At 36.4% G+C, this 13,854-nt stretch carries 12 protein-coding genes; 9 read left to right on the top strand and 3 right to left on the bottom strand.

Going from position 1 to position 13,854, the window contains the following annotated elements; genetic code table 11:
• The first annotated feature begins 146 nt into the window (after positions 1-146).
• The 5 genes from yiaK to ES765_RS13810 all read left to right on the top strand — a co-directional run bounded on the left by yiaK (position 147) and on the right by ES765_RS13810 (position 4,297).
• Positions 147-1,160 (top strand): 3-dehydro-L-gulonate 2-dehydrogenase, encoded by a 1,014-nt coding sequence (gene yiaK / locus ES765_RS13790; protein WP_212744244.1) that lies wholly within the window; start codon positions 147-149, stop codon positions 1,158-1,160.
• 259 nt (positions 1,161-1,419) lie between these two features.
• Positions 1,420-1,560, top strand: a complete 141-nt coding sequence (locus tag ES765_RS22945; protein ID WP_138114947.1) for a serine hydrolase — start codon at positions 1,420-1,422, stop codon at positions 1,558-1,560.
• 586 nt (positions 1,561-2,146) lie between these two features.
• Positions 2,147-2,476, top strand: a complete 330-nt coding sequence (locus ES765_RS13800) for a hypothetical protein (protein WP_138114901.1) — start codon at positions 2,147-2,149, stop codon at positions 2,474-2,476.
• Positions 2,477-2,480: 4 nt separating this feature from the next.
• Positions 2,481-2,810, top strand: coding sequence for a hypothetical protein (locus tag ES765_RS13805; protein ID WP_138114902.1), 330 nt, complete (start codon positions 2,481-2,483; stop codon positions 2,808-2,810).
• A 167-nt stretch (positions 2,811-2,977) separates the two neighbouring features.
• Positions 2,978-4,297, top strand: coding sequence for a TlpA family protein disulfide reductase (locus tag ES765_RS13810; RefSeq protein WP_138114903.1), 1,320 nt, complete (start codon positions 2,978-2,980; stop codon positions 4,295-4,297).
• On the opposite strand, the gene ES765_RS13815 is transcribed toward ES765_RS13810, so the two are convergent.
• Positions 4,294-4,953: an aspartate kinase gene (locus ES765_RS13815; RefSeq protein ID WP_138114904.1), complete on the bottom strand. Its 660-nt coding sequence runs from the start codon at positions 4,951-4,953 to the stop codon at positions 4,294-4,296. The genes ES765_RS13810 and ES765_RS13815 overlap by 4 nt on opposite strands.
• 89 nt (positions 4,954-5,042) lie before the next feature.
• Entirely contained in the window at positions 5,043-5,402 is a 360-nt protein-coding gene (locus ES765_RS13820; protein ID WP_138114905.1) for a YraN family protein, read from the bottom strand.
• A gap of 187 nt (positions 5,403-5,589) precedes the next feature.
• On the opposite strand from ES765_RS13820, the gene ES765_RS13825 reads away from it, so the two are divergent.
• From ES765_RS13825 to ES765_RS13840, 4 genes are all read left to right on the top strand, one after another.
• Positions 5,590-7,083, top strand: a complete 1,494-nt coding sequence (locus tag ES765_RS13825; protein ID WP_138114906.1) for a DUF1800 family protein — start codon at positions 5,590-5,592, stop codon at positions 7,081-7,083.
• An 11-nt stretch (positions 7,084-7,094) separates the two neighbouring features.
• Entirely contained in the window at positions 7,095-8,798 is a 1,704-nt protein-coding gene (locus tag ES765_RS13830) for a DUF1501 domain-containing protein (RefSeq protein WP_138114907.1), read from the top strand.
• A 127-nt stretch (positions 8,799-8,925) separates the two neighbouring features.
• A complete protein-coding gene (gene metG / locus ES765_RS13835; RefSeq protein ID WP_138114908.1) occupies positions 8,926-11,004 on the top strand; it encodes a methionine--tRNA ligase in 2,079 nt (692 codons plus the stop codon).
• Positions 11,005-11,042: 38 nt separating this feature from the next.
• Positions 11,043-13,160 (top strand): Tex family protein, encoded by a 2,118-nt coding sequence (locus ES765_RS13840; protein WP_138114948.1) that lies wholly within the window; start codon positions 11,043-11,045, stop codon positions 13,158-13,160.
• Between the two features lie 22 nt (positions 13,161-13,182).
• On the opposite strand, the gene ES765_RS13845 is transcribed toward ES765_RS13840, so the two are convergent.
• The gene (locus ES765_RS13845) at positions 13,183-13,797 is read right to left on the bottom strand and encodes an HPP family protein (protein WP_138114909.1); all 615 of its coding nucleotides are present in this window, start codon (positions 13,795-13,797) and stop codon (positions 13,183-13,185) included.
• Between the last annotated feature and the right edge of the window lie 57 nt (positions 13,798-13,854).

Below are 13,854 nucleotides of genomic sequence, written 5' to 3' on the forward strand. Positions count from 1 at the left end.
GCAAAGAAGCTATTCCTATTTATATTAACTATATGTTGGGATAGTGTCAATACCTATTTCGCTTTAGAATATAATTTCATCCGGTTATAAAAAAGCACTCAACGTACGTAAATTAATGAAAAAAATAATCTTAAAAAGTAATTACGTTGAGCGAAGTAAAAATTTCATTTAATGAAATGAAACTAGTTTTGGAATCGCTATTTCACAAGTATTCTTTTCCAAAAGTACAAGCCGAATTACTGGCAATAACTCATGCAGAAAGCACGTTAGACGGTATTAACTCACATGGCATTAACAGAGTGCCTGTGTTTTTAGATTATGTACGCAAAGGCATTGTGAAAACAGATGCCACTGCAGAAAAAATAGCCTCAATGGGCAGCATGGAACGCTGGGATGGTAATTTAGGCGCAGGAATACTCAATGCTATTTCATGTACAGACAGAGCAACTACATTGGCAAAAGAACACGGCATTGGTTTGGTAGCTTTGCGTAATACCAATCATTGGATGCGTGGCGGCACCTATGGTTGGCAAGCCGCTGAACAGGGCTGTATCTCCATTATGTTCACCAACACTACGCCCAATATGCCCGCTTGGGGCGGCAGGGACAATCGCATTGGTAATAATCCGTTGGTTATTTCAATTCCCAGAGAAGGTGGTCATGTAGTACTAGACATGGCATTATCTCAATTTTCATTTGGCAAAATGGAAAGTCTCCATTTAAAAGATGAACAGTTACCTTTTCATGGAGGCTGGGATAATAACAACCAATTAAGCAAAAAACCCAAAGACATTTTGGACTCCGGCCGAGCGATTCCGGTAGGATATTGGAAAGGCTCTGCCCTATCCATGATTTTGGATATACTGGCAACATTATTATCCGCTGGAAATTCTACCTATAAAATTGGTCAAAAAGGTCATGAAACAAGCATTTCACAAGTGTTTCTATGCATTGACCCTAGGGTTTTCGAAGATGGTGAATTACAAGAAAAACTAGTGAACGAGATTATTCAGTACACTCACGACGTATCTCCTATGGAAAAAGGGAATAGTACTTTTTATCCCGGTGAACGTACATTGGCTACTAGAACAAAAAACCTTACGGAAGGTATGCCGATAAGTACTAAAATCTGGGAACAAGTACGCACATTAGCCAAGTAAACAGATTGCTTTTATTATATGATTTTCCGTACTTTTTGTACATACCTTCAATCAATAACTCCTGAAAAATTCATCCTCGCTTTTTGCTTTGTATCTATTTGTTTTTGCCTGCAAAGAATTACTAAGGAAAATACTGATCGCAGAACCCGTCATCATAGCACCTAGAACAAAAGCACGAATAGATTCAGTACTTAAAATTTTTGTGGAGACCAAAAATATTACCGGTGTATCTGCACTTATTTTTGAAGAACGTTAAGAAATATATTTTAATGCATTTGAATTTGTGGACAAAGAAGCTAAGAAGCCAATGGACAGGAATACCATCGTACAGATATATTCTATATTCAAACCCATAACGGGAATGGGATTACTAACCCTTTATAAAGAAGGTGGAATTTAATTAGAAATCCTATCTCTACATACATTTCAGAATTTGAGAACTTGACAATTTAAGCTGGGGTAGATAGATGCTAAAGTAAAGATATAACCGAAGCATTACACAGAGAAGTTACTATATAAAATGTAACCTAACATACAGCCGGTTTTCCCAACAGAGCTGATACTTTCGCCCATAGCGACCTATTTAAGGAGGCTAATGCCGTGAATCGTGAAAATACGTTGACATAAATGGTAGAAAAAACAGGAAAGGTTCTGTTATGGTTTCAACCCAGCACATAGTGGTAATATGTGCCAAGCATAGATGTACAAGCTTTGTTGATAGGGCGAATTCCTGATGTTCCATATTGTGAACATATAAATACTCATGTATTGGACCCACTTAAAATGACTGAAACTCGATACTTTATTTTAGAGGGAGAAAGAGCCTAATTTCCTAAAGTATACATAAGAAAAGGTGACGGTGAAGGATTCTGTAACCTATAGCTATTACATCAATTATTGACCCTAATAAATAGTGTAGAGTCATTCGCAAATGACACCATAAATTCTTATCATTTTGCTTATCTTTCTACTCTTAAAACGAAAATATGAAGTTTGAGGAATCCGTTAAAATAGCCTTTGTAAAAATGATTTACGATGTTATAAAGGCAGATGGCAAAGTACATCCTGGCGAATTGATAGTACTGGACAATATGAAAAAAGGTATCGGTTTTGATGATGCATTTTTAAATCAAGCTAAGGAACTAGATTATGATGATGCTATCGTAACCCTATATAATATGCCTTACGAGCAAAAGAAAGCTTTGGCTAAAATTTTAGATGAAGTAGCTATGTCAGACGGATCTGTACATAAAAAAGAAATGACACTAATTATAGATACGTTTATTAACATTGGTATTGGTGAAGAATCTGAATAGTATTATGGAATTTACACAAAAGGAGAAATTGGCTTTGGTTAAGATGGTTGATTACGTCATCCTAGCTGATAGTAAAGTTGATCCCGGCGAAATGAATTTGCTCATCCAATTAATGGAACGTTTTAGTTTTGATAGCTTTTTTATAGGACAGGCAAGAAATTTAAGTAAGGCCAATGCCTATAAAATATTAGGTCTTATGCCAATGGATAAAAAGAAAACTTTAGCCAAACTGTTGGATGAAGTAGCCATTTCCGATGGATTTATCCATGAAAAAGAGATTATCAAGATTATAGAAACTTTAGATTATATGGGCATCGAAAGAGAACTACAGTAATAACCCTACAAGATGAAATCAAATAGTTCTATTCCCTTCTTGGAACCTAAAAAAACCAAGCCTATTCAGACATCAAAAAAAAGGACTCTAGTACACACTGACTTTTATAGGCAGAAGAATGTTATTTTCTGATTTATTTTGGTTCGATAATTGTTTTTAACTTCTATATGAAACTACTTTTTACTTTTTACATAATATTGATTTCTATCGGGTTGCACGCCCAAGGATTTATTTCCGGAAATTTCTCCCCTCCTAAAGATTTTAAATGGTTAATTGCCTATGAATTAACCCCTAGTGGAGAAAGATATATAGCTGATACGTCTATCAAAGACGGTTCTTTTACTATTAAAATCCCTGTAACCGCGCAGGCTGGAATGTACAGATTGGTGTATGCCGTGCCACAAGATGAATTTTATATTGATGTAATTTATAACACGAAAGAACATGTAAAATTCAATTTTAGTCTTCAAGAGGGTCTGACTATTACCAATTCAGAAGAAAACAAATGGTACAACGAATACCTTTCAAAGATAAATACAGCACAAGATATATTAATGGACTTCTATGAGAATAGAAGTGATTCTAAAGAAGAATATAGTACCATAGTACTTAAATTAAAGAATCTTCAAAAGACATATGAAGAAAACTATACAGGTACCTTAGCACATTCGTTTATTAAATCAAATAGAACATATCTCCCAAAAGATTATGAAAGTTTAGCAGTGTTTTTAAAACATAAAAAACAACATCATTTTGATTATTTAAACATTAATAATGTTGTTTTACAAAGCTCGAATTTTCTTACTAATAAATTCTCCAATTACGTTTTTTCTGCTTTACCTATTGATATTAAAACACAAGTAGAATTAGAAATAGAAGTGATTAAAAATGTAACGAATACGGCTGAAATTATTAAAGACACTCCTATAGGGTTTCAAATAAAAGCTTTACATCAATTATGGGAAATAGCAGGTGTTAACTCCATGTCAAATGTAGCAGATTATATTTTCAATAGCCATTTAAAGAAATTAGCGATTGCAAATGGCAATCAAAAAATGGTAGATGATATCACCTCTGCTGCAAGACTTAGAATTGGTGCCGTATCACCAGATATTGTTTGGGAAAACAAAGGGAAAAAACATTCACTTTCTACAATGGAAAAAGCAGACAACTACCTGCTTATATTTTGGAGTAGTACTTGTTCTCACTGTTTAAATGAGCTCCCGGCATTGCACAAAGCTCTGAAAAATTTAAGTTCATTAAAAATAGTGGCTGTTGGGTTAGAGGATGATGAAACCAACTGGAAAAATGTCTCCGCTACCATGCCTAATTTCAATCACGCTATTGCATTAGGTAAATGGGAAAGTGAATATGCACGCACCTTCAATATTCAAAGCACACCGACCTACTTTATTTTAGATAGTGAAAAACGCTTTGTTGACAAACCAGAATCAGATAAAGAGGTAATTGAATTTCTAGAAAATTAAAGAGATTTCAAATCCTTAATAGTTTTGAAAGCTATGTCAACTTGTTCATCATTTACAACAATGGTAAATTCATTGGTTGTCGAAATTACTTCATTGAGCACTATACCCTCCCATGCCAAACGCTGAAAAATAAAGTAATAAATACCAGGCACAGATACATTTTCAGCTGGTAATTTTACGGTAATGGAAGATAAATCTTCTGCTTTCTGTGTACATTTTTCATCTTTAAACAACAGCTCCACCGTTTTGTCCATCACATTACTGATGACAATATTAATTTCGTTAACACCTCGACTAGAGGTATAAAATACATCTTGGTTATTATTGATTTCTTCCAACAATTTAGCTTGATGTACCAAAATTTTATCCGATGCTAAAAAAGTATAATCGGTCAATGAGGAACGCACGGTTATTTCGCCAATATTTTTTAAAACCTTTAAAATTTTATGAGTAGCCCTAAATTCCAAATCATCCGATAATCTCTTTAATGCCATTACGATGGCACCGTTACGAATATCTTTTCCTAATTCATGCTCAATCTCTGGCTTTACTATTCTTGATAATGAGGTGAGATTTATAATACCCTGCGCTAGAGCGCTTTGTAAGAATGGTTTTTTTTTAATGTACTCTTCTACGACTGATGATATTGTTTTCATTGTACTGCTTGGTTGTTATACAAATATAACAACCTGTTACAAATAAAACAAAATGTTTTTGTATAAAACCTACTTAACGAGTAGTTTAGTTAAAAATGATAGAATGCAGCCTCTAAATGTTCTAGTTCAAATCGGCTTTTATTCTTGAGAACCGTAATAATATCAAAGCGCACGTCAACGTCTAAATCATTATTCGTAACATAATGATTTGCAGCCATAACCAAAAGTTTAATTTTTTTCGACGTAACAGTTTCAGCAATGTTCTCAATATAATCAGAGCTTCTAGACCGTACTTCTACTATTGCCAAAATATCCTTCTTTTGAGCAATTATGTCAATTTCGGCCTTTAGGTATCTATAATTCTGATACCTAATATTATACCCATTTTTTATAAGATGTTCTACTGCTATTTGCTCTCCCTCTTTTCCGAATTCATTATGTTTTCCCATATTACCGATACAATAACGTGTAATTCGTCGAAAATGCAAGTATTTCGACGCTTTTTTAGTATAAAATATCGTTATTTGATAAATAAAACATCTAAAATAGTTAGTTTAAATACTATACCAAATTTCGAAACGTTTAGCTTAGAAGCCCCAACTCTACGAACGTAATACAAATGCCTATTTTAAGATTATGGAATATTTCATTAATTGTAATACTTCTTCTCTTGCTCCGTATACAGCTAATTTAGACCAAGTAAGAGCATCTCACTTATATAGAAGATTAGGTTTTAGCGCTTCAATTTCAACGATTAACCAAGCGACTGGACAAAATACAGGTAATTTAATAGACAGTCTAATAGACGAAGCTATTAATATGTCTCCTATTCCTGAACCAACCTGGGCCAATTGGACCAATGCGAATTATCCGGAGGATGACGATGCCCGAAACCAATTACGAAACCAACAGAAATCAGAATTTCAGCTAGCTTATGCTAATTCACTGTTGAACAATAATCTAAGAGACCGGTTAAGCTTTTTTTGGAGCAATCATTTTGTAACAGAGTTAGAAGTATATAATTGCAACTCTTTTCTTTATCAGTATATAGATTGCCTACAACGAAATTCGATAGGTAATTTTAAAACGTTCGTGAGTGAAATAGGGTTAACAAATGCCATGTTATATTATTTGGATGGTGTATTTAATAATGGGAACAACCCTAACGAAAATTATGCACGTGAACTATATGAGCTTTTCACTTTAGGTGAAGGTAATGCATATACAGAAAATGATGTAATAGAAACCGCTAGAGCTCTTAGTGGATACGTTGAGCGTGGTGAGATTGGATGTTCACCCGTCGCTTTTGACCTAACAAAACATGATGCTGGTTCAAAAACCATTTTTGGTCAAACGGAAAATTTTGGATATGAACAGGTAATCGACAACCTTTTTAACCAACGGTCAAATGAAATAGCAGAATTTATTTGTCGCAAATTATATGAGTTTTTTGTCCATCCAGATTCTAGGGATGAATCTAATAACGCCCAAACCATCATAGATGGTATGGTGGCAACATTTGTGTCGAATAACTTTGAAATCGCCCCTGTATTGAGACAGTTATTTAAAAGTCAACATTTCTTTGATGATGAAGCCATTGGTGTCATCATTAAAAGTCCGATTGATTTTTATTTTCACACTCTGAAAGAAACAGATTTCATATATACAGATACTAATGTTGCCGAAATGGTCAACTATAGTGCTTTACTGAGCCAAGAAATCTTTGAACCTTTTGATGTAGCCGGATGGCAACGTGACCGGTCTTGGATCAATACAAATTTCATCATCGGTCGTTGGTTGACCATTGAAAGTATTCTAGAAAATTTTTACATTCCCGATAATGAACAATTTAGAACATTAGGGTTAGATATTTCTGGGAATGCAGGCTTGACAAGCACCAACCCTGATGTGATTGCAAGGCTAATCATAGACTTTATTCTCCCCAAGGGACTATTAGACGAGCCTGAATACGCAAAGGCGTTCGCAATATTTAGAAGTGATATAGAAGATGTGTATTATGAAGGCGGAAACCAAGAATCTTGGACCTTGGCAACTTGGCCGCAAGCCCCTTTTCAAGTATATCTTTTACTACAATATTTAGCAAGACAACCTGAGTTTCAACTAAAATAACCCCTACTGCTATGTGCAATACACAACACTCTCCTCATAAAGGTCTAGAACATAAAGGCCATGATGATGAACATAAATCTTGGAGCCGTCGCTCTTTTTTACAAGCCATGGGCATTGCCGGGTCTGGATCTATGATGCTCGGTTCAAACATGTTAACTGCTTCTGCCCCATCACCCTTATCGGCGGGTATAGCGGCAGCAGAAACTGATAATATTTTAATATTGATCCGTCTATCTGGCGGTAATGATGGCTTGAGCACAGTAATACCCCTAGAACAATATGACAGTTATGCAAATGCACGACCTAATATTTATGTTCCTGAAAGTAAGGTATTAAAACTCACCGATGAGTTTGGGGTTCCGTCGTACATGAACTCCTTGGCGCCTATGTGGGAAGAAGGTCAATTTAAAGCAGTACATGGCGTAGGTTATGAAGGCCAAAGTTTATCACATTTTACCGGTTCAGATATTTTCGCCAATACCGATATAGAGACAACCGGCTTTAGTGGTCTTAATACAGGTTGGATGGGTCGACATTTTGAAAATATTTATCCAGACTACTTAATAAATCCACCCGCGGCACCAGCAGCTATTCAAATAGGTCAATTCGGAAGTTTGGTCTTTCAAGGTGATGAAACTAATTATGCCTTTGTGACTTCCAATATAGATCAGCTTGAAGAAATTGCAGAATCTGGCGTGGTCTATGGTTTAGATGATTCACTTTTTAATAATTGCATGTATGGAGACCAACTTAAGTTTCTGAGAGGAGTTGCCAATACTACCTATGAATATTCAGGACTCATTCATGAGGCCTATGAAAGAGGCCAAAATCAAGTTGAATATCAAGAAAATGGCTTTGCCCGTCAACTAGCACTATTGGCACGGTTAATAAAAGGAAATTTAGGCACAAAGGTTTTCATGATTTCAATGGGCGGTTTTGACACCCATGGCAATCAACCCCAAGCCCATGCACGTTTAATGACGAATCTTTCTGTTGCCATCAATAATTTTTATGAAGATTTAGCCTTTACACAGCAAGATGATAAGGTTTTGAGTATGACTTTTTCAGAATTCGGGAGACGAATTTTTGAAAATGGTTCTAATGGCACCGATCATGGTAAAGCATCACCAACACTATTCTTTGGGTCTGGCCTAAACGGTAGTGCTTTCGTTGGAGATCACCCCACTTTAGATGACCCAGATGGACGTGGGAATTTAGAATATACAATGGATTTTAGAGACTTATATGCAACGGTACTTGCAGAATGGCTTTGTGTCGATGTTCCTTTAGTAGAGGCTCATTTACTGAACTATAAGCCCTATGTTCCTGTAGATTTAGGCTTTAGCTGTAGTGGTGAAGAATTTCCGGATATTGCTTATAGTGATGGAGAGGTTACCCCACCCGTACCACCAACCGAAGAAGCTGAAACACCCTTTAATCCAGAATTATTGAACGCCGTTGTCCATAAACCATATTATCCAACGGATAGCACACCACATATTTATCTAGAAATGCCTTTTTCGGCACATGTAGATATTCAATTATATAATATTCTAGGGCAGAATGTTGGCACCGTTTTCAATGAAATGATGTTTGAAGGTTCGACCGAAATAAACATACGAGAGCGTATGCCCGAACAACTATCAACCGGAAAGTACATTTATCGTATCAGTGTACAGAATCAAAAGATGAGTAAATCTGTGATGGTAGCTTAAACTGTTTCCCACGATGTACTTAACCTTCGGCGCATTTTTTTATGCATACCGAAGGTTTTTTGTTTTTTACCCTTTGAACCGAATCCCTCACCATAAAATCTTTATTTTTGTAGCCTAATTTATTTTGATGTCCGATATTAAATCACCCACACGATATACGATTACTGCAGCATTGCCTTATACCAATGGCCCTATACATATTGGCCATTTAGCAGGCGTTTATGTACCCGCAGATATTTACGCCCGCTATCTTCGATTAACAGGAAAAGATGTCGCATTTGTTTGTGGAAGCGATGAGCATGGCGTTGCCATTTCAATGAAAGCAAAAAAGGAGGGTGTCACCCCAAAGGATATCATTGATAAATACCACACAATCATAAAGCAGTCTTTCTTAGATTTTGGAATTACATTCGATAATTACTCTAGAACCTCTGCTCCTGTACACCACCAAACTGCATCAGAATTTTTTTTGAATCTATATGATAAAGGCGATTTTATTGAGGAGACAACTGCACAATTATACGATGAAGAAGCCCAACAATTTCTAGCAGATCGTTTTGTCATAGGCACCTGTCCCAAATGTGGAAATGAAGAAGCCTACGGAGATCAATGTGAAAATTGTGGGTCTAGTTTGAACGCAACAGACCTCATAAATCCGAAATCGACCATAACAGGAACAATACCTACCACTAAACAAACCAAACACTGGTTCTTACCATTAGATCGTTATGAAGAATTTCTTACAGAATGGATTCTAAAAGGACATAAAGACGATTGGAAATCAAATGTATACGGACAATGTAAATCATGGATTGATGGTGGTCTCGAAGCAAGAGCAGTGACTAGAGATTTAGATTGGGGTATACCTGTTCCTGTTGAAGGTGGTGAAGGCAAAGTACTTTATGTTTGGTTTGATGCACCTATCGGCTATATATCGTCCACGAAAGAATGGGCAGCACGTGAAGGCAAGGATTGGGAACCGTACTGGAAAGATAAGGATACCAAACTGGTACATTTTATAGGCAAGGATAATATTGTTTTTCACTGCATCATTTTTCCTGCTATGCTGAAAGCAGAAGGAAGTTATATATTACCGGATAATGTACCCGCCAACGAATTTTTGAATTTAGAAGGCAACAAATTGTCCACCTCGAAGAACTGGGCGGTTTGGTTACACGAATACTTAGTTGATTTTCCGGAATTACAAGATTCGTTGCGGTATACCTTGACGGCGAATGCACCAGAATCGAAGGATAACGATTTCACTTGGAAAGATTTTCAAGCCCGTAACAACAATGAATTGGTTGCTATTTTCGGGAATTTCATAAACCGAGTAGTTGTATTGACCCATAAATATTATGACGGACAGGTACCACCTGCTGGGAATTTAACAAAAATTGATAGGGATACGTTAGAGCAGTTACGGCTATATCCTGGGACCATTTCAAGTTCCATAGAGCGCTATCGTTTTAGAGAAGCCGGACAAGAGTTAATGAACTTGGCCCGTTTAGGGAACAAATATTTGGCAGATGAAGAACCTTGGAAGGTTATAAAACAAGATGAAGAACGCGTGAAAACCATCATGTTTGTTGCATTACAAATTGCTGCTGCGTTGGCCGTTTTGAGCGAACCATTCTTACCTTTTACATCCACTAAACTTAAAAACATACTCAATGTCAACCTGAGCGCAGTCGAAAGCCTTAGCTGGGAATCGGTGTCATCAAATGACCCACTATTATCTGCAGACCACCAAATAAATCAAGCAGAGTTACTTTTTAGAAAAATCGAGGATAGTGAAATTCAGGCTCAGTTAGACAAACTGGAAGCCACAAAAAAAGCGAATGCGAACGAAAATAAAAAACTAATGCCCCAAAAAGATACAATTACTTTTGATGATTTCTCTAAGCTAGACATGCGTGTAGGAACTATAATTGAAGCAGAAAAAATGGCAAAGACCAAAAAATTGTTAGTTTTAAAAGTAGATACCGGTTTAGATATACGCACAATAGTTTCGGGGATTTCAGAAAGTTTTACCCCTGAAGAGGTTGTTGGAAAAAAGGTGACTGTTTTAATCAATTTGGCACCTCGCGCCCTTCGTGGCGTAGATAGTGAAGGCATGATTTTGATGACTGAAAATACCGACGGCAAATTGGTCTTTGTTAATCCTGATGAAGCTGGGGTTGGGAATGGATTGGGAATTAATTAATCACTTTTCAAATGGCAAAAACGGATTTGGACCAGCAGATGGTCAGTTACATCCTAAAACATACTCAACTTCCAGTAAAAGGAGTTCAAAATACTATTGAACTTTTAAATGAGGATTGTACGATCCCGTTTATCTCAAGATATCGAAAAGAGCGTACAGGGAATTTAGATGAAGTTCAGATAGGAGCAATTGTTCAATACAAGGAGCAATTCGAGACCTTAGAAAAACGAAAGAAAACAGTCATAAAGGCAGTTGAGGAACAAGATGCCCTAACCGCTGAACTTCGTCAGAAATTTGAAACTGCCGAAGATATTACACAATTAGAAGATCTTTACCTCCCCTTTAAAAAGAGTAAAAAGACCAAAGCAGAAGTAGCACGTAAACAAGGTTTAGAGCCATTAGCCAAAATCATCATGGCACAACGCTCAGATAATATCGAATTTACAGCTTCAAAATACCTAAACAAGGAAATTGCAAATGAAGGCCAAGCATTAGAAGGTGCTCGAAACATCATTGCAGAATGGATCAATGAGCGAACCGATATACGTAACCAAATTAGAACTCAATTATCCCGTTTTGCCATTATATACACAAAGGTAATTGCCTCCAAAAAAGAGGAAGAAAAAGCTCAGAAATATCGTGATTATTTTGATTGGAGCGAACCGCTTAATAAATGTCCATCGCACCGCTTATTGGCAATTCTAAGAGCGGAGTCAGAGAAATTTATCAGGGTTAAAATTGAGTTAGATGACGAACGATTATTAGACCGAATTGAGAACAGAATTATCACATCTACTAATGAATGTGCTTCCCAAATAAAATTGGCACTTGCCGATGGGTATAAAAGATTATTATTCCCATCATTATCCAACGAACTACTAAAAACAGCAAAGGAAAAGGCAGATGATGATGCTATTAATGTGTTTTCCAATAATCTAAGGCAATTATTACTAGGAGCACCTCTAGGAGAAAAACGAATTCTTGCTATTGATCCTGGTTTTAAATCGGGCTGTAAGATAGTGTGTTTAGATGCACAGGGTAATTTAGTGCATAATGAAACTATCTATCCGAATGCACCACAAAACGATATAAGCGGTGCTATCAAAAAATTAAGTTCGTTAGTAAATGCCTATAAAATCGATGCTATTGCTATAGGCAATGGAACAGCTTCAAGAGAAACGGAACAGCTTGTCAAAAAAGTAATATTCAATAATCCGGTAGAAGTATTTGTGGTGAGTGAGGCTGGTGCATCAATCTATTCGGCATCAAAAATTGCACGTGATGAATTTCCGAATTATGATGTCACCGTACGAGGAGCTGTATCGATTGGTAGACGATTGGCCGATCCACTTGCAGAACTTGTGAAAATAGATCCAAAATCGATAGGAGTCGGACAGTATCAACATGATGTGGACCAGACCAAATTAAAAAATTCACTTGACGTCGCAGTAGAAAGTTGTGTGAATTCAATAGGGGTTAACATTAATACCGCTAGTGTTCCCTTATTAAGTTATGTCTCTGGTATTGGACCTAAGTTGGCTAAAAATATTGTAAACTACAGAAAGGAAAAAGGTGCATTTAAAAGTAGAAAAGCCATTATGGACGTGCCACGTTTAGGTGGAAAAGCCTTTGAGCAGGGAGCCGCATTTTTGAGAATAAAGGATGCTGAAAACCCTTTAGATGATTCTGCGGTGCACCCAGAAAGTTATAGCATTGTCAAACAAATGGCGAAGGATAAAAAAACTAAAATTCCTTCATTAATTGGTAATAAGTCGTTACTAATGGAACTAGAACTTCAAAAATACTGCACCGCTAATGTTGGTCTACCCACTTTAGAAGACATACGTTCAGAACTGGAAAAACCAGGACTAGACCGTCGCGAAAAAGCTAAAGTATTCACCTTTGACCAAAATATAAAATCAATAACCGACCTACATGAAGGGCAACTGTTACCTGGCATTGTAAATAACATCACAAACTTTGGTTGTTTTGTAGATATCGGCATAAAAGAAAGTGGGCTCATACATGTATCCAATCTTTCGGATGCTTTTGTTAAAGACGTAAACGAACATGTTCATTTACATCAGCAAGTTATTGTAAAAGTGCTACAGGTAGATGTACCAAGGAAACGGATTCAATTGAAATTACATAAATAATATAGGTCGATAATTTTTTATTTCAACTTCTGTTTATCCTCAGTACCCTACGTTTAACCACTGTTGTTAACCTGCTATTGGTTGGGTATTTTCTGTGCTTTGATATGTTATTAAAAATGAGTGCCGTAATAAAAAGTATTATAGTACTTAGTAATACTGGTGAGACGACATAAAAATAGCCTAACGATTTAATTTTTTCGGTTCCGATAACAGCAATAAGTGCAGTGGCACCGCCAGGAGGATGTAGCGTTTTGGTCATTTGCATGACAACTATTGAGGTGGCTACCGCTAGCGGAGCTGCAACCCAAATGAGGTCTGGCACCAGCTTGTAAATGGTTACACCAATAAAAGCAGAAATTAACTGCCCACCAATAAAGTTTCGAGGTTGCGCCAGCGGACTTTCTACAGCACCATAAATAAGTACGCTCGAGGCGCCAAAGGAACCTATTAAAAGCACATTCTCAAGTTGTGGTAAATAGTATGATTGCAGTAATGCAATAAGTAGAATACCAATAAAAGCGCCAAGAAACGACCAAAACTGCTCCCTGAAATCTACAAGCGTCTCTTTGTAAATTATATACTTTGAAATACGTGCCTTGCGATTAATTTTTTTACTTAATTCACTTCTAGTTTTCATTGCAAATAGTTTTTTACAATTCAATTTTCCTTTTTATTCTTCTAAAAAGCCGCAAAG

Origin of the sequence: Maribacter sp. ACAM166 (assembly GCF_005771495.1) — a bacterium.
GTDB lineage: Bacteria > Bacteroidota > Bacteroidia > Flavobacteriales > Flavobacteriaceae > Maribacter.

Excerpts from the sequence above, each read along its gene's own strand:
- ES765_RS13825 (WP_138114906.1), top strand. The coding sequence starts at position 5,590 with ATGGAATATTTCATTAATTGTAATACTTCTTCTCTTGCTCCGTATACA.
- ES765_RS13805 (WP_138114902.1), top strand. The coding sequence starts at position 2,481 with ATGGAATTTACACAAAAGGAGAAATTGGCTTTGGTTAAGATGGTTGAT.
- metG (WP_138114908.1), top strand. The coding sequence starts at position 8,926 with ATGTCCGATATTAAATCACCCACACGATATACGATTACTGCAGCATTG.
- ES765_RS13840 (WP_138114948.1), top strand. The coding sequence starts at position 11,043 with ATGGTCAGTTACATCCTAAAACATACTCAACTTCCAGTAAAAGGAGTT.
- ES765_RS13830 (WP_138114907.1), top strand. The coding sequence starts at position 7,095 with ATGTGCAATACACAACACTCTCCTCATAAAGGTCTAGAACATAAAGGC.
- ES765_RS13815 (WP_138114904.1), bottom strand. The coding sequence starts at position 4,953 with ATGAAAACAATATCATCAGTCGTAGAAGAGTACATTAAAAAAAAACCA.
- ES765_RS13810 (WP_138114903.1), top strand. The coding sequence starts at position 2,978 with ATGAAACTACTTTTTACTTTTTACATAATATTGATTTCTATCGGGTTG.
- ES765_RS13800 (WP_138114901.1), top strand. The coding sequence starts at position 2,147 with ATGAAGTTTGAGGAATCCGTTAAAATAGCCTTTGTAAAAATGATTTAC.
- ES765_RS13845 (WP_138114909.1), bottom strand. The coding sequence starts at position 13,797 with ATGAAAACTAGAAGTGAATTAAGTAAAAAAATTAATCGCAAGGCACGT.
- ES765_RS13820 (WP_138114905.1), bottom strand. The coding sequence starts at position 5,402 with ATGGGAAAACATAATGAATTCGGAAAAGAGGGAGAGCAAATAGCAGTA.